Consider the following 16,591-nt stretch of genomic DNA (forward strand, 5'->3'; position numbering starts at 1 on the left):
CCGACCGGCGGTTGAGCCCCTTTGAATCATCGAAGGGAAACAACCATGCCGCAGCCCGTCCGCTTTTCGCCCTCCGTCGAACAGCCGCAGCCCGACGAGGCGGAAACGATCGCCGGGCTGAAGGAACAGTTCCAGAAGATCCTCGACACCACGTCCGAGGACTATCAGCACGCCGTTCGGTCGGTGCATGCCAAGGGGCACGGCCTCGCGCGCGGCACCTTCACGATCGCGGACAATCTGCCGCCGGAACTCGCCCAGGGCCTGTTCGCGACCCCGGGCAGCCATGAGGCGATCCTGCGCTTCTCCACCAATGCCGGGGACATCCTCGACGATTCGATCCGCCTGCCCCGCGGCGTAGCGCTGAAGGTGCTGGGCGTGGAGGGTGAACGCCTTTCCGGCAGCGAGGGCGACACGACGCAGGACTTCGTGATGGTCAACGCCCCCGCCTTCGCCGCGCCGGACGCCAAGAAGTTCCTCGGCAATCTCAAGCTACTCGCCGGCACCACCGACAAGGCCGAGGGCGCGAAGAAGCTGCTCTCCGCCGTGCTGCGCAGCTTTGAGGCGGCCCTCGAGGCGGTCGGCGGCAAGTCTGCGTTGCTCAGCACCCTCGGCGGCGCACGGCCGGTGCATCCGCTAGGCGCCACCTATTACAGCCAGACCCCCTACCGCTACGGCGACCATATCGCCAAGTTCCAGCTGGTGCCGGTGTCGGGCATCCAGGACTTTGCCGACGAGACGATCAACGCCACCGGCCGCCCGGATGCGATCCGCGAAGCGGTGAACGAACTGCTGGCCGAACAGGGCGGCACCTGGGAGCTGCGCGTGCAGCTGTGCACCGATCTCGAGACAATGCCGGTCGAGGATGCCTCGGTCGCTTGGGATGAGGACGAGAGCCCCTATCGCACCGTCGCGACGCTGCAGGTCGCGCCGCAGCCCGGCTGGGTCTATGGCGAAAGCGACCTGATCGAGGATCGGCTGTCCTTCGCGCCCTGGCACGGCCTCGCCGCCCACCAGCCGCTCGGCGGCGTCAACCGCGCGCGCAAGGAGCCTTACAAATTCTCCGCGGAGTATCGCGGCCGGTTCAATGGCTGTCCGATGCACGAACCGCGCGCGCTCGACGAGCTGAACGTCAAGGCCTGATCGGGATGGGCCGCCCCGGCGGCGGCCCCTCCCCCGGCGCGATCAGCTCTGGTGCGGATCGCGCGGGCGTTCCGGCCGGGCGGGACGCTGCGGCTCCGGGCGCGGCCGTGCCTGCCCCGCCCGCGCCGCGGCCTGGCCGCGCTGCTGCTGCGCCAGCTGCACCCGGGCTTGCGCCTGCCGCTGCTCCGCCTGAGCACGCCCGGCCTGTTGCTGCCGGGCCTGCTGTTGCGCCTGCTGACGCTGGGCCGCCTGCTGCTGGGCGCGCTGTTGCGCCTGCTGACGCTGCACCAGCTGGGCCTGACGCTGGTGCTGCGCTGCGGCCGCCCGTGCCAACTGCTGCGCGTGTTGCTGGTCGCGGCGCTGCGCCGCAGCTTGCTGCATCCGCTGCTGCGCAGCAGCCTGCTGCTGCCTGCGCTGCTGGGCGGCTTGTTCCAGGCGCTGCTGCGCCGCCGCCTGTTGCTGCCTCCGCTGCTCGACCGCCTGTTGCGCGCGCTGCTGAACGCTGCGCTGCTGCGCTTGCCGCTGGGCAACCTGCTGCTGCGCTTGGCGCTGCCGGGCCTGCTGCTCGGCGAGCTGGCGCTGCTGTGCCTGGAGGTTCGCGCGCTGCTGCGCCTGCTGCTGGAAGGCGAGCCGCTGCTCGGCCTGTGCCTGGGCCTGGCGCTGCGCCGCGGCCTGCTGAGCCTGGCGCTGCGCTGCCTGCTGCTGGGCGAGCTGCTGCGCGCGGATCTGCTGGTCGCGGCGCCGCGCCTCCGCCTGGCGATCGCCGCCGAACCAGTTGGGCATCCACCCGCGCTGCGGCGGCGGCGCCGGGGGCACATAGGCGACCGGCTGCGGCGCCGGGGTACGGAAGCCCTGGCTCTGCCACGCGGCAAAGCGCTGCGCGGCGTACGCACGGCGTTGACGCTCCTGCTGCCAGACCGCCTGTTCCTGCGCGGCATGTGCCTGGCGATAGGCCTGCCACCCGGCCTGCCGGGCCTGCGCCTCGGCCCATTGGGCATTGGCAGCCGCGATCTCCGCACGCCGCGCCGCCCAATTGGCCGCGATCACGCCGCGATGCTCGCGCTGGGCGGAGAGCTCATAGAGATATTCCGCGCGATCATAATAGCGCGAGGCGATGTCGGCGCGGCCATAATAGGCGTTGGCCGGCAGCAGGTCGCCTCCCGCGTCGTAAACCGCCACGAGATCGTCGCCCGAATAGGCATAGCTATAGTCGGGATCGCGGACGAGATAGGGCCGGTCTGCCCCGGCCTGATAGTAATAATAGCGATAGCCGCCATCGACCGGCTCGGCATAGCGGCGGTCGCCGACGCTGGTCTGCCACACCCAGGGCGAGACCCGGCCGTCGTCATACGCATAATCGGGCGGCGCGTCGCCGATCGCATCGGCAACGCCCTGGGCACGATCGAGATAGGCATAGGCGTCGCTGCGCCGCGCGACCTGCGCCACGCGCACCCGCCGCGTCGCAGGCAGGGCCTCGGCCGCCGGCGCCGTAGCGAGCGAGGTCGCGGCGCCGGCCTGCAGCGGCACCGCCGCCGGCAGCGCTGGCAGCGCGCCTGCCATGTTGCCCATTGCCGCGTTGCTATCCGCCTGCTGCACCGGGCTAGCCGGATTGCAGCCGGCCAGCGCCAGCGCGATCAGGCTCGCCGAAAGCATGGCGGGGCGTTTCCAGAGATCGGACATGACAGCTCCTCACTTCCCGCCCCCTTGGCGCAGCTTCTGCCCGTTCCAGGCTGAACCTGCGCTGGAGCGGCCGTTCATCGGCCGTCAAACGCCCAGCCGTCGTTTGGGATGCGGGCGCGTGCTGGGCGATCAGCCCGAAGTGAGACGCCGCATCTGCTCGCCCACCGTGCGCACCGCGAGCCCGCTGGCGAGCACCATGTCGAGCAGCGCCTCGTGCTGCGCTGCGGTTACCGCGCCGTCGCTCTCCGGACCTGCGCCGACCTGGTGGAACACCAGGATCGCCCAGCGCCGCTCGTGCCGCGCCAGCTGGAGATAGTTGAACACGTCGAGCGGCTGCGCGTCATAGCCCACCGCCAGCGCCTGCAGACGATAGGGGTGCCGCCGCACCCAGTCCGCCGGGTTGGGCGGCCCCTCGCTGTTGCGCGCGCTGATCATGCCCAACCGCTTGAGCAATGCCTCGTAGCGCGCCCGTTCTGCGTTCGCGCTGCCGGGGCCGAGATCGGTGACGTCGCACGGATAGGCGAAGTCGTGCGGTCGCGCCGGCCCCGCCACCTTGTCCAGCCACGCCTCCAGCGGCAGGAACTCCTTGTCGGCAAAGGCCTGCGGGCTGAGCGGACCGATGTTGCACGGGTGGTGCATGGTATGCGCACCGAGCTCGTGGCCGCGCGCCGGCATCTTCTCCCAATCACCCACCCGGTCGACGATATTGTCCCAGGTGACATAGAAGGTGCCGCGCAGCCCCCGCCGCTCCAGCGCCGGCGCCGCCACGTCGAGATGCGAGGGCAGCCCGTCGTCATAGGTCAGGCTGAGCGCCCCGCCTTCGCCCGCCGCGGCCCGCGCGCACGGCGCGCCGAGCACCAGCGTCGCCAGCCCTGCCGCGAAATGCCGCCTGTTCACCTGCATGTCGCCTCCATCCTTCGGCCTGCCCTTGGCCGCAGCCGCCAGCATGCGCAACCATGCTTCCGTAGGTTCTCCTAGGTCGAACCACAGCTAGGCAAAAAATTCCCACCCGGCAGAAACTGCCGTTCCACCCGCTTCCTATAAGACCATTAACAAGGGGCACTCCGCGCCCCGTAGCTACTGCATGGGGCGGCTTTGGAAGCGATCAAGAATCTGGTGGCGCAACTCGGCACCAAGCGGCTCGCGATGATGGGGGGCGTGGCATTCGCCCTGCTCGCAGCGCTGACGTTCGTGGCGATGAGCAGCTCCAAGTCCAACATGGGCTATCTCTACACCGATCTCGATCCCGCCGCGGCCTCGACGATCACCGAGAAGCTGAAGGCGCAGAACGTTCCCTACACGCTCTCCGCCGACGGCACCGCGATCATGGCGCCCGAGGACAAGCTGGCAGAACTGCGCATGAGCATGGCCAGCGAGAAGCTGGGCGGCAAGATCGGCTATGAGGTGCTCGACAGCGAGCAGCCCTTCGGCGTTTCCGCCAGCCGCGCCAAGATGAACGAGACGCGCGCCATCGAAGGCGAGCTGTCCAAGTCGATCCAGACGATCCAGAGCGTCACCGCCGCGCGCGTCCATATCGTGATGCCCGAGCGCGCGATGTTCGCCAACGAGAGCCGCAAGGCGACCGCCGCCGTCACCATCAAGACCAAGGGCCATATCGGCTCGGAACAGGTCGCGGCGATCCGCTACCTCGTCTCCTCCTCGGTGCCGGAGCTGTCGCCCGACGCCGTCTCGGTCGTCGACCAGACCGGCGCGCTGCTTGCCCGCGCGGGCGATCCGGACACTGCCGCCGCCGGCGATGCCGATGAGCGCCAGCAGGCCGTCGAAGGCAAGCTGCGCGACGAGATCGAGGCGCTGCTCCAGCCGATCGTCGGCGAGGGCAAGGTCCGCGCCGAAGTCTCCGCCCAGATCGACCGCGACCAGACGCGCGAGGAATCGAACGTCTACGATCCGGACAAGCAGGTCGTCGCCCGCCAGGTGAGCGTCGAGACCGGCGACCAGAACAAGGAAAGCGATGCGGGGCCGCAGACCGCCTCGGTCGCCAACCAGATGCCCGATGCCAAGGCCAATCCGGGCGCCCCGGGCAGCTCGCGCCAGTCGGCCAGCAACCAGACCTCGGAAGACACCACCTATTCGAACAGCTCGACCAAGACGGTCACGCTGCGCTCGCCGGGCAAGGTCACCCGCCTCACCGTCGCGGTGATGGTCGATGGCGGTCCCAAGGGTCTGCCCGCCGATCAGGTCCAGCGCCTGCAGCGCCTGGTGGAAAATGCCGTCGGCATCGATACCCAGCGCGGCGACAGCGTCGTCGTCGAGAGCATGCCCTTCTCGGCGGTGCCGGTGGACGAAGGCAAGGAGAGCCTCTTCTCCAAGCTGCCGATGGACCGGATCTGGACCTTCCTGCAGCTTGCCCTGATCGCCGGTGTCGGCCTGCTCGCCCTGCGCATGCTCAAGCCCAAGCCCGAGCCGCTGCCAATCGAGCCGGAGATGAACATCCTCGAGGCGCAGCAGCAATCCGAGGAAATGCGGGCGCTGACCGCCCTCGCTGCGGACGGCGACCCCGACGCGCTCGAGAAGCTCGAGCAGATGCAGGTCAGCGAGACCGCGCTGCTCGATCAGGAAATCGCCCTCGCCCAGGTGGATGGGCGGATCAAGCTCTCCGCCCTCAAGCGGATCGGATCGGCCATCGCGGCCAGCCCGCCCGAGGCCGCCTCGGTGATCCGCCAGTGGATGAACGCATAGGATTTTAGCAGATGACGATCGATCCCCACGACATCATCCCGTCGGACGGCAGCGAGCCCCAGCCCGCCCCCGCCCCCGATTTCCAGGATTTCGAACTGCCGGGCAGCACGCCCGAGGCCCATGGCGGCAGCGCCGGCCTCGAAGCCGTGCACGACGTGCCGGTCAAGGTGCAGGCGGTGCTCGGCCGCGCGCGGATGCCGATCGGCGATCTGCTCGCGCTCAGCTCGGGCACGGTGCTCGAACTCGACCGCCGCGTCGGCGAACCAGTGGACATCTTCGTCAATGACCGGCTGATCGCCCGCGGCGAAGTCGTCCTGATCGACAATGCGCTGGGCGTGACGCTCACCGAAATCGTGCGGCCCGATCGCTGATGGCAAACCCGATCCGCATGCTCCTGATCGGCGCGCCCGGCAGCGAGTTCCGTCTCGCCGCCGAACTCGCCCGCAGCGCCGGCGCCGAAGTGGCGATGGCCGACACGCCCCAGGATGGGCTGGTCGAGCTGCGCCAGGGCGGTGCTGATCTGGTGATGATCGACGTCGAGGCGGACATCACCGCCTTCATGGCGAGCATCCGCGCCGAGCGCTTCACCATCGCCGTGCTGGCCTGCGGCATCGACGCGCCCGCCGAGCGCGCGGTGGCGGCGATCCGCGCCGGTGCGCGCGATTACGTCCCCCTCCCCCCGCAGCGCGAGCTGATCGCGGCCGCCATCGCCTCGGTGGTCGAGCGCAAGGCGCCGGCCTGGATCGGCGGCCACCCCGCGCTCGCCCGCGCGCTGTCGCTCGCCGCGGGCGTGGCGCCGAGCGCCGCCCCGGTGCTGATCACCGGCGAAAAGGGCAGCGGCAAGGAAATGATGGCGCGTGCGGTGCACGACGCCTCGGGCCGCCCGCAGCCGATGCTGGTCGCCGAATGCTCGGGCGTCGCGCCCGACGTGCTCGAGTCCGAATTGTTCGGCCATGAGGCCGGTGCGTTTCCCGGCGCGGTTGCCCGTCGCATCGGCCGGCTCGAAAAGGCCGGTCACGGCACGGTGCTGCTCCGCGAGGTCGGCATGCTGTCGCCCGCATTGCAGGCCAAGCTGCACGACGTGCTGCAGAAGCAGCAGTTTCGCCGCCTGGCGGGGCACGAGACCATTCCCTTCCACGGCCGGCTGATCGCCACGTCGAGCCTCAACCTCGACGCGCTGGTGGAGAGCGGCACGTTCCGGGCTGATCTGCTGGTGCGGCTGGGGCTGGTGCGCGTCGAGGTGCCGCCGCTGCGCGCCCGCGGCGAGGACATCATCGCCCTCGCCCGCTATTTCGCCAAGCGCCACGCCGAAGTCGACGGCCTGCCCCCGCGCGCCTTCACCGACGAGGCACTGGCGCTGCTCCAGCGCTATGTCTGGCCGGGCAACATCCGCGAGCTGGACGAGACGGTGCACCGCGCCATCCTGCTCGGCCGCGGCGCCGCGATCGTGCCGGGCGACCTGGTGCGCGCCGACGGCACGCCGCTCGCCGAGCTCAACACAGAGACCAATCCCCTGGATATCAACAGCCTGGTCGGCCGCACGGTCGAAGAGGTGGAGCGTGAGCTGATCCTGCAAACGCTCGAGCGCTGCCACGGCAACCGCACCTCGGCCTCGAACATCCTCGGCATCTCGGTTCGCACGATGCGCAACAAGCTGCGCAGCTTCATCGACGCCGGCATCGCCGTCTCGCCCGCGCCCTGACCTCCAGTTTCCGGTAGCAGCCCATGCCTCCCGCCGTCATGAAATTCCTCGATCGCATCGGCGCCAACCGCGACATGGCGCTTGCCGGCGGCGTGATCGCGATCATCGCGATGCTGATCCTGCCGATGCCGGGCTGGATGCTCGACATGGGCCTCGCCCTGTCGATCACCGTCTCGGTGATGATCCTGATGACGGCGCTGTTCATCGAGAAGCCGCTGGAGCTTAGCGCCTTCCCGACGATCCTGCTGATCGCAACGATGCTGCGGCTGGGCCTCAACCTTGCCTCGACGCGCCTGATCCTCGGCCATGGCCATGAGGGCCCGGACGCCGCCGGCGGCGTGATCGGGGCGTTCGGCGAATTCCTGATGGGCGGCGAGACCATCATCGGCCTCACCATCTTCATGATCCTGGTGGTGATCAACTTCGTCGTGATCACCAAGGGCGCCGGCCGTATCGCCGAAGTCGCCGCGCGCTTCAGCCTCGATTCGATGCCCGGCAAGCAGATGGCGATCGACGCCGATCTCTCCGCCGGCATGATCAACGAGGAACAGGCCAAGGCCCGCCGCGCCGAGGTGGAGGCCGAAAGCGGCTTCTACGGCGCGATGGACGGTGCCTCCAAGTTCGTGAAGGGCGATGCCGTCGCCGGCCTGCTGATCACCGCGATCAACATCGTCGTGGGTCTCGGCATCGGCGTGATCGAGCACGGCGTGCCGATCGGCGAGGCGTTCCGCACCTATACCGTGCTCACCGCGGGCGACGGCCTGGTCAGCCAGATCCCGGCGCTGATCGTGTCGACCGCGGCGGGCCTGCTCGTCTCCAAGGGCGGCGTCGCCGGCAAGACCGGCGCGGCGCTGGGCGACCAGCTCGGCCGCTACCCCAAGGCGTTCGGCATGGTGTCGTTCCTGATGGGTGCGCTGGCGCTGATGCCGGGCCTGCCCTTCATCCCCTTCGCCGCCTTCTCGGCGCTGTCGGGCTGGGCCGCCTGGGAGATGTCGCGCCGCTCCACCGCCAAGGCCGCGCGCGAGCGCATCCACGCAGCGCAGGAAGTCGCGCAGTCGCAGGCCGTCGAACAGCCGATCTCCGAGACGCTGGCGATCGACGCGGTGCGCATCGAGATCGGCTATGCGCTGCTGCCGATGATCAACGACGATACCCGCGAACCGCGGCTCGACGACCAAGTGCGCGCGCTGCGCCGCCAAATGGCGACCGAATATGGCTTCGTGCTGCCGTCGGTGCGGATCATCGACAATATGGGCCTCAAGCCCAACGAGTACGTCATCTCGATCAAAGAGACCGAGGCGGCGCGCGGCGACATCCGGCTGGAAAAGCTGCTGCTGATCAATCCCGGCGGCGGCTCGGTCGGCCTGCCGGGCGAAGTCACCAAGGAACCGGTGTTCGGCCTGCCTGCCCTCTGGATCGATCGCGAGCTGCGCGACGAAGCCGGCTTCCGCGGCCTCACCGTGGTCGATTGCGGCACGATCATCGCCACGCACCTGACCGAGCTGGTGAAGGAAAACATCGCCGATCTGCTCTCCTACACCGAGACGCAGAAACTGCTGACCGAAGTCCACAAGGAATCGGAAAAGCTGGTGGCGGACATCATACCGTCCAAGGTCTCGGTGTCGAGCGTCCAGCGCATCCTGCAGAACCTGCTCGCCGAGCAGATCTCGATCCGCGACATCCCGACGATCCTCGAAGGCATCGCGGAATCGGCGCCGCTCACGAGCAACCTCACCACGATCACCGAGCATGTCCGCAGCCGCCTGGCGCGCCAGATCAGTGCCTCGCAGGCGCGCGGCGACGCGATCCCGGTGGTGACGCTCTCGGCCGATTGGGACCAGGCCTTTGCCGACAGCATCCTCGGCGCGGGCGACGACCGCCAGCTGGCGATGGCCCCGTCGGCGCTCCAGCAGTTCATCGGCGCGGTGCGCGAGACCTATGACCGGCTGGCGCAGGACGGCGAGATTCCCTGCCTGCTCACCAGCCCCTCGATCCGCCCGTTCGTCCGCTCGATCATCGAACGCGTCCGCCCGGCGACGGTGGTGCTGTCGCAGAACGAGATCCACGCCCGGGCGCGCATCCGTGCGCTCGGCGTAATTGGCTGACCCGCAACGATCGCCCCGGCGATCGTCCTATAATGGTTTGGAACGGCCTCTTTCCGGCCGTGCAAGAGGCGACTGCATGAACGTCACGAACATCGGCTCCCCCTTCGCCGCCCCCGTCAGCCAGGAGGGCGCCGCGAATGCCGCCGCCGGCACCGGCTTCGCCGGATTGCTGGGCGGTCTGGGTGGGCCGACCGGGTGGGGCGCGCAGGGTCTCGTCTTCGCCGGCGGGGGCGCCACCGGGCTGCTCGGCGCGCAGACCGGCGCACCGCTACTGCCGGTTACCCCCGATGCGAACGCGCTGCCGGGCGACAAGCCGCAGGTGGGCATGACCCAGCTGCTCGCCACCGCCGCGCCGGGCGCCGTCACCCCGCCGGTCGCGACCGGCGGCAACCCGCTCGCCGATGCCATCGCCAAGGCGCTCGCCGACGCGCGCGGCAACGCCGAGGACGCCGCCGCGACGCCCGGCGAAGCCGCGAAGCCCGACACCGCTGCGCCCAAGCCGAAGCCGACCGCCGTCGACGCCAAGCCGGAGACGGCCGATCCGCTCGCGGAACTGCTGGAAGCAGCCGCACCCAAGCCGACCGAAGACGCCGCGCCCGCGCGTCCCGCAGCGACCGTCAAGATCGCCAAGCCTGCGCGCGGCGCCGGCGGCGACAAGGACGGCCTCGATCCCGCCGGCGCTCCGCTGCCCGCGCCGGCAGCGGCCACCCCGGTGGTCGTCCAGCCGGTCGCCGTGCCGGTCGCCCAGCAGCAGCCGATCGCCCAGCCCACGCCTGCGCAGCAACCCGCCGCGCAGAGCAAGACCGGCGCCGTGACCGGTCCCCGCTATGCCAAGGCGGACGCCATGACCGGCAACGACGCCGCGCCCGCGCCGACCACCAACGACAAGATGGCCGACCTTGCCGATGCCGTCGCCGCACGCCCCCATGGCGGTGGTGCCGATGGCGGCACCGCCGGCGACCATGGCCAGCAGAATTTCGGCCAGCAGCTCGCCGCCGCCGATACCCGCCATGGCGTCACCGGCGCGGTGCCCTTCCCCAGCGCCTCGGGCCATGTCGCTCCGGCCGCCAATACCGCGCCGGCCGCGCCTGCCGCGGAGCCGGTGCTCAACGCGCGCGCCGGCGAACTGGGCCGCAGCCTCGGCGTCGAGATCGCCCGCAAGGTCGATGCCGGCGAGGACATGCTGCGCGTCCGCATGAACCCGGCCGAGCTCGGCCGCGTCGAAGTCACCCTCGCCTTCGACGACAAGGGCCGCGTCCAGGCGACGATGCGCGCCGAGAGCCAGCACACGCTCGAGCTGCTCCGCCAGGAAGCCCCCGATCTCGGCCGTGCGCTCGATCAGGCGGGCATCCGCAGCGATGCGAGCAGCTTCCGCTTCGAAAGCCGCGACGGCGGTACCGGCAGCGGCGGCAACGGCCAGCAGGCCTCGCAGCAGCAGTCGCGCGGCGGCAACCAGCAGTTCCACGACGAACCCGACCCCCAGACCGCGGCCTATCGCCCGATCCGCGGCGACGGCCAGGTCGACCTCATCGCCTAACGCTCAGGAGTAGCGCCATGACTCTCGTCTCTTCGGCCACCACGGGGCAATCCGCCACGAACGAATCGTCCACCAAGCTGACGGCGGACTACAACCTGTTCCTCAAGCTGCTGACCACGCAGCTGCAGAACCAGGATCCGACCAATCCGATGGACAGCTCGCAATATACGCAGCAGCTGGTGCAATATTCGCAGGTCGAACAGTCGATCACCCAGAACAAGACGCTGAACACGATCCTGTCGAGCCTCAACATGACGTCGCTGACGACGAGTTCGTCGATGATCGGCCAGCCCGTGCAGCTGAGTTCGGACAAGGCCGGCCTCAGCGCCACCACCCCGGCGCAGTGGCAGTGGGACTCGACCAATGCGATCGACAAGCTGAAGGCCACGATCACCGATGCCAAGGGCAAGACGGTCGAGACCTTCGATCTCGACGTGAAGGGCAGCTCGGGCCAGTTCAGCTGGGACGGCAGCACGACGAGCGGGACCAAGTACACCGACGGACTGTATCAGCTGACACTTTCCGGGACGACCGCTGCCGGCGCCAAGATCAGCACCACCGCCACGGCGATGGGCAAGGTGGAGGACGTCCAGATGCTCAATGGATCGCCGGTGGTATCCATCAATGGCGCCCAATACCCCACCAGCATGATCTTGAAGATCGCAAAATAACCTGTTGCCCTCCGTAGCATTGCCTAGGGAGAGAGGCTTAAGTACAAATCCTGTACCTGATTAGTGCGGGATTCGTTTCTCTCCCAACCGATTCTGCGATATAACGAAATCAGAAGCAGCGAGGACGTTCCGATCCCCTCACGATCCCCGCGCTTCCATATTTGCCGAGCCCCCCCGCTCGGCATAGCGGCAGGCCAGTTCCCCCCAACTGGCCTGCCGCTCGCATCTTGGGGGCATCGCGCGCCCTCCCCTACCGCAGCATCCGTGTCGGCCATCGCCGGCACCGCCCCGAGCAGGGTCCTGCCGCGTCACGCACGTTTCCCCCACATCGCCGCTGCTCCCCCGCAACCGCGTAGCGGAGCACCGGGCGGCATGCGCAGGCATAGGCAGGTTGCAGCACCTACTACCGGCGGCTAGGTCAGAGACGAGGCTGCGCGGACGCGCGGACGGCCGGACTGCCGCATTGAAGGTGGAAGGTCAGCAGCGCCGCGAAAGGCCAAGGTCATTCCAGCGAAAGCAGGAATCCATTCGCTTCGACGCTTGGGGAGCGAACCACGATTTCAGCGCCAATGAGTCCCCGCCTTGGCGGCGAGGGCGAGACCCGGTGGAAATGGCCCGTCGTCCCGCCGCAGCGGACGCACGACCGGCCACGGGATCAGTGGATGCGCGCCTCGGCGCGGCGGGTCAGCTCGCGCGCATGCGCGGCGACGATGCACAGCTCGGCATAGAGGCGGTCCCAGAAGGGCGCGGCGATCTCGAGGCTGGCGGCGCCTTCCTGGCTGAGCACCAGCGCGGCGCTGGGATCAAGTTCGAGCCGGAAGCGCGTGGCGAACATGCCGTCGACATGCTCGTCGGGAAGGCCCTGCGGCACGGAGAGCCGTGCGGACATGATGTAGCCGGCGAGCACGTCCACACCGTAGCCATCAAGCAGGATCCGCGGCCGTCCGCCCAGGTCGGGCCGTTCGACCACGATCAGCGCGCCCGAGGGATGCTCTTCGACGCTGACGCGCAGGCGCCCGCCAAAGGCATCGGTGATTTCGCGAATCCTCGGAAACAACGCCGATCTCCCAGTTTCCCATCATTATAGAAGCGGAAACCATATTACCCGCGATGAACGCGGGCAAAAAAAAGAGGGCCGGGATGGCGTACCATCCCGGCCCTCCGCAAGCCTTCGGCCCCCCAGGGTTGGGGCCTTGGGCTATTAGCGGAACAGCGAAGTGATCGTCTGCGGCGCCTGGTTGGCGATCGACAGAGCCTGAACACCGAGCTGCTGCTTGACCTGCAGAGCCTGCAGTCGAGCCGATTCCTTCGCCAGATCGGCGTCGACGAGGTTGCCGATGCCGCCCTCGATCACGTCCGAGAGCTTGCTGGTGAAGGTCTGCTGAGCATCGATCTTGCGCGAAGCGGCGCCGAGCGTGCTGAGCGTGGTCTTCAGGTTGGCCGAAGTGGTCTTCAGCGTGTCGACCATCGTCTGCGCGGCGGCCTGGGTGTTGATCTGGCCGGTCGAAGCGATGGTGATCGTCGAACCGCCAAGGTCGAGGCTCTGGTTCGCCACGGTGAGCGAGTCAGGGTTCCAGTTGGTGCTCGACGTGTCCGAGTCCTGCAGCGACTGCAGCGCGGTCACCTGACCACCCGAAGCCTTGAGCAGGTTCGTGCCGTTGAAGTCCGAGCCGTTGACGATCGTGGTGATCTGGTCACGAAGCGCGGTGAAGTCCTTGTTCAGGGCGTCGCGGGTCGCGGTGTCGATACCATTGTCGGCAGCCTGCTTGGCCTTCGCCTGCATCTGGTTGACGATGTCGTTGATCTGCTCGGCGCCGGCAACGGCGACGTCAGTCACGCTCTTGGCGCGGCTGAGCGACGACGAAACCGCCTTCAGGCCGCCGAGGTCGCCACGCAGGCCACCAGCGATCGTGTAGGAAGCCGAGTCATCCTTGGTCGAGGACACGGACAGGCCGGTGTTGATGCGGCTCTGCGTGGTGGCCAGGTCCTTCTGGGTCGCAGTCAGGCTCTGGAGAGCCGCCATTGCGCCGACGTTCGTGTTAACCGAAAAAGCCATGATGATTTCCTTCTTGGAAATAGAGCCGCTTCTGCGACCCGGGTCGGAACCGCCGACCCGCGACTGGGCGTGAATGCCCTGCACGTCCATTGTGGGAAGAAAATCGAACCGACCAAAATTCTCCTGAAAATTTTGATGGTTACTGGAAGATTAAGATAAACATCCGGTAAATGCGAAAGGGGCCCGCCGGGATTTCCGGCGAGCCCCTGCTTGCGCGTTAGCCTGTTTTCAGCGCGTCAGAACGGGAACAGTGCGTCGTAGATCTGCTGACCCCAGCGCGCCTGTTGCGCGTCGGTCAGCTGGCCCTTGCCGCCATAGATCACGCGCGCCTCGGCGATCTGGCTATGCTGGATCGAATTGTCGCGCGCGATGTCCTCGGGGCGGATGATGCCGGTGACGATCAGCTCGCGCATCTCGAAGTTCACCCGCACTTCCTGGCGGCCGCGGATCATCAGATTGCCGTTGGGCAGCACCTGGGTGACGATGGCGGCCATCGTCATGTTGATCGTCTCCGACCGGACCGTGGTGCCGCCGCCCGAATATTTCGAGCCCGAGTTGGTATCCACCAATTTGGACGGATCGCTGTTGGTCAGCTTCCTGATCGGGGTCTGCAAGCCCAGCAGGCTGGCAACGCCCGCCGATTCCGATCCGCCACGCGTACGCGACGTGTTGTTGCCGATATCGGCCTTGTCGGCGATCGCGATTTTGATCGTCAGGATGTCGCCCACCCGCCCCGCGCGCTGGTCGCGGAAGAAGGCGCCGGCGCCGGTGCGGAACAGCGACGCGGTCGGCGCATTGGCCGGCTGCTCGGGACGCACCCGGTTCGAGCGATCGAGCGGCGACGCGAGCGACGGCTCGACATCGGGGGCATCGACCGGGTCCATCGTCGAAAGCTTGGGCGCCTTGCCCACGGATTTCAGCCGGCCGACCGCACCGCAGCCCGAGAGCGTGGCGGTGAGCGCCAGCGCGAGAATGATCTTACGCATGTACTTGTCCCTCAGGGAGTGGAGATCCGCACCGTGCCCGATCCGTCGACGACGCCGTCGAGCGTACGGTTGGTGGCAGTGACGACGATCCGCACCGGATCGCCCTGGGCACCGCTGCCCAGCGCACGGCCGGCGGCGGTGATGACCATTGCGCCGGAGACGATCCTGGCCGTCACCGGTTCGCCGCGCTTCACCAGCTGCGGCTTCATCACGTCGCCGCTGCGGAGCAGTGTGCCGGGGGTGAGCGCGCGCGACGCGTCCATCCCCACGGCGTCTTCGGGGCGGAGCGCGCCGCGCGCGCTCGCCACGGGACGAGTCTCGATCGAGAGGTCGCCCATCTCGATCCGCTCGCCGCGCGCGACCGCGTGCTGGACCACCGCCACCGGCACGTCCTCGGCAGGCACCGCCACGCGCAGCAACAGGCCCAGCAGCGCGGACATCAGCGCAGCTGGCTGGTCGTCGCCAGCATTTCGTCGGCGGTCTTGAGCACGCGGCTGTTCATCTCATAGGCACGCTGCGCGGTGATCAGCGAGGTGATTTCGGAAACCGGGTTGACGTTCGAGCCTTCGACGAAGCCCTGGGTCAGCGTGCCGATGCCGGTATCGCCCGGCGAGCCGACGGTCGGCTGGCCCGAGGCGGCGGTTTCGAGGAACAGGTTGCCGCCCTTCGCTTCGAGGCCGTTCTCGTTCATGAAGGTGGCGAGCTGGAGCTGGCCGAGCTGCTGCGGCTGGGTGTTGCCGGCGACGGTAACCTCGACCAGGCCGGTCTTCGAAATGCTGACGTCGAGCGCGCCCTGCGGAATGGTGATGCCGGGCTGCACCGGATAGCCGTCCTGCGTCACCAGTTCGCCCTGGTCCGAGATCTGGAACGAGCCGTCGCGGGTATAGCTGGTGGTGCCGTCGGGCATCGTCACCTGGAAATAGCCCTTGCCCTGCACCGCGATGTCGTAGGGATTGTCGGTCTGCTGCAGCGAGCCCTGCTGGTTGATGCGATAGACGCCGCCGGTCTTCACACCCGAACCGATCTGGATGCCGGCCGGCACCTTGGTGTCGCCGCCGGTCGACGAGCCGGGGCGCGAGACCTGCTGGTAGAGCAGGTCCTGGAACTCGGCGCGCTGCTTCTTGAACGCGGTGGTGTTCATGTTGGCGATGTTGTTCGAGATCACGTCGACATTGGTCTGCTGGGCCAGCATGCCGGTCGCGGCGATGGAAAGCGTACGCATGGAGTTTATCCCTTCGTGAAATTCAGCTGACGCGGCCGAGCTTGTCGATCGCGCTCTTGCGCAGGTCCGACATCGAGTTGGAGAGGCTCTGGCTGGTCTGGTAGGCGCGCAGGATCTGCATCATGTCGGTCGTCTCGACGATCGCGTTGACGTTCGATCCCTCGACGCCGCCGCTCACCAGCTTGGTCTGCGCCGCCGGCAGTTCTCGGCCGCCGGTCGCGGTGAACATGTCGTTGCCGCGCGGATCGACCACCGCCTCGCTGTCGAACACCGTCACCGCGATGCGGCCGAGCGGGCCGTTCTCGCCCATCACCGTGCCGTCGGGGTTGACGTTGACCTTGCCGGCCTCCTCGGGCGGCACCTTGATCGGCTTGCCGCCCTCGCCCAGGATGACCTGGCCGCCGGACGTGGCGAGCTCGCCGCTCTCCAGCACCTTCACATAGCCCGCGCGCGTATAGGCGGTGGTGCCGTCGCCGGCCTGCACCGCCAGATAGCCCGGCCCGTCGATCATCACGTCGAGCGGGTTGCCGGTCGGCTGGAACGCGCCGTTCGAGGCATCGTGGACCGCGCCGTAATCGAGCACGAACGAGGTTTTCTCGGCTGCCTTCACCGCGCCGTCGGTCTGTTCCACATATTCGCGGAACACCGGCTGCTCGCGCTTGAAGCCCACCGTATTCATGTTGGCGATGTTGTTCGCCACCACATCCATCCGGCGCCGCAGCGCCTGCTCCTGGCTGAGGAGCACGTAAGAGGAGATGTCCACCGGACCGTCCTTCGAAAAATGGTCACTAG

At 68.2% G+C, this 16,591-nt stretch carries 15 protein-coding genes; 7 read left to right on the forward strand and 8 right to left on the reverse strand.

Annotation, left to right across the window (positions count from 1 at the left end):
• The first annotated feature begins 45 nt into the window (after window positions 1-45).
• On the forward strand, window positions 46-1,140 hold the full coding sequence (locus tag ABIC65_RS19125; protein WP_354310829.1) for a catalase family protein: 1,095 nt from the start codon (window positions 46-48) through the stop codon (window positions 1,138-1,140).
• 42 nt (window positions 1,141-1,182) lie between these two features.
• On the opposite strand, the gene ABIC65_RS19130 is transcribed toward ABIC65_RS19125, so the two are convergent.
• On the reverse strand, window positions 1,183-2,820 hold the full coding sequence (locus ABIC65_RS19130) for a hypothetical protein (RefSeq protein WP_354310831.1): 1,638 nt from the start codon (window positions 2,818-2,820) through the stop codon (window positions 1,183-1,185).
• Between the two features lie 129 nt (window positions 2,821-2,949).
• Window positions 2,950-3,723 (reverse strand): polysaccharide deacetylase family protein, encoded by a 774-nt coding sequence (locus ABIC65_RS19135; RefSeq protein WP_354310833.1) that lies wholly within the window; start codon window positions 3,721-3,723, stop codon window positions 2,950-2,952.
• A 192-nt stretch (window positions 3,724-3,915) separates the two neighbouring features.
• On the opposite strand from ABIC65_RS19135, the gene fliF reads away from it, so the two are divergent.
• From fliF to ABIC65_RS19165, 6 genes are all read left to right on the forward strand, one after another.
• A complete protein-coding gene (gene fliF, locus ABIC65_RS19140) occupies window positions 3,916-5,520 on the forward strand; it encodes a flagellar basal-body MS-ring/collar protein FliF (RefSeq protein WP_354310835.1) in 1,605 nt (534 codons plus the stop codon).
• Window positions 5,521-5,531: 11 nt separating this feature from the next.
• Window positions 5,532-5,891, forward strand: coding sequence for a flagellar motor switch protein FliN (gene fliN / locus ABIC65_RS19145; protein ID WP_294258402.1), 360 nt, complete (start codon window positions 5,532-5,534; stop codon window positions 5,889-5,891).
• Window positions 5,891-7,222 (forward strand): sigma-54-dependent transcriptional regulator, encoded by a 1,332-nt coding sequence (locus ABIC65_RS19150; RefSeq protein WP_354310836.1) that lies wholly within the window; start codon window positions 5,891-5,893, stop codon window positions 7,220-7,222. Before fliN ends, ABIC65_RS19150 begins: the two co-directional genes overlap by 1 nt.
• Before the next feature lie 23 nt (window positions 7,223-7,245).
• The gene (gene flhA / locus ABIC65_RS19155) at window positions 7,246-9,327 is read left to right on the forward strand and encodes a flagellar biosynthesis protein FlhA (RefSeq protein WP_354310837.1); all 2,082 of its coding nucleotides are present in this window, start codon (window positions 7,246-7,248) and stop codon (window positions 9,325-9,327) included.
• 76 nt (window positions 9,328-9,403) lie between these two features.
• Complete coding sequence (locus tag ABIC65_RS19160) at window positions 9,404-10,864, forward strand: flagellar hook-length control protein FliK (protein ID WP_354310838.1); 1,461 nt, start codon at window positions 9,404-9,406, stop codon at window positions 10,862-10,864.
• 17 nt (window positions 10,865-10,881) lie between these two features.
• Window positions 10,882-11,535 (forward strand): flagellar hook assembly protein FlgD, encoded by a 654-nt coding sequence (locus ABIC65_RS19165; protein WP_354310840.1) that lies wholly within the window; start codon window positions 10,882-10,884, stop codon window positions 11,533-11,535.
• Between the two features lie 655 nt (window positions 11,536-12,190).
• Here ABIC65_RS19165 and ABIC65_RS19170 read toward each other — a convergent pair.
• From ABIC65_RS19170 to ABIC65_RS19195, 6 genes are all read right to left on the reverse strand, one after another.
• The gene (locus tag ABIC65_RS19170; RefSeq protein ID WP_121078589.1) at window positions 12,191-12,592 is read right to left on the reverse strand and encodes a hypothetical protein; all 402 of its coding nucleotides are present in this window, start codon (window positions 12,590-12,592) and stop codon (window positions 12,191-12,193) included.
• A 144-nt stretch (window positions 12,593-12,736) separates the two neighbouring features.
• Window positions 12,737-13,591 carry a flagellin gene (locus tag ABIC65_RS19175; protein ID WP_354310841.1) on the reverse strand — a complete coding sequence of 285 codons (855 nt, stop codon included), beginning with the start codon at window positions 13,589-13,591 and terminating at the stop codon, window positions 12,737-12,739.
• 236 nt (window positions 13,592-13,827) lie between these two features.
• Window positions 13,828-14,577 carry a flagellar basal body L-ring protein FlgH gene (gene flgH, locus ABIC65_RS19180; protein WP_354310842.1) on the reverse strand — a complete coding sequence of 250 codons (750 nt, stop codon included), beginning with the start codon at window positions 14,575-14,577 and terminating at the stop codon, window positions 13,828-13,830.
• A gap of 11 nt (window positions 14,578-14,588) precedes the next feature.
• Complete coding sequence (gene flgA, locus ABIC65_RS19185) at window positions 14,589-15,017, reverse strand: flagellar basal body P-ring formation chaperone FlgA (protein WP_354310843.1); 429 nt, start codon at window positions 15,015-15,017, stop codon at window positions 14,589-14,591.
• Complete coding sequence (gene flgG, locus ABIC65_RS19190; protein WP_354310847.1) at window positions 15,017-15,799, reverse strand: flagellar basal-body rod protein FlgG; 783 nt, start codon at window positions 15,797-15,799, stop codon at window positions 15,017-15,019. The genes flgA and flgG overlap by 1 nt, the downstream gene beginning before the upstream one ends.
• Window positions 15,800-15,821: 22 nt before the next feature.
• Window positions 15,822-16,562, reverse strand: a complete 741-nt coding sequence (locus ABIC65_RS19195; protein ID WP_121078596.1) for a flagellar hook-basal body complex protein — start codon at window positions 16,560-16,562, stop codon at window positions 15,822-15,824.
• Between the last annotated feature and the right edge of the window lie 29 nt (window positions 16,563-16,591).

The sequence above is a fragment of the Sphingomonas trueperi genome, from assembly GCF_040545665.1.
In the GTDB taxonomy this organism is placed as follows: Bacteria; Pseudomonadota; Alphaproteobacteria; order Sphingomonadales; family Sphingomonadaceae; genus Sphingomonas; species Sphingomonas trueperi_B.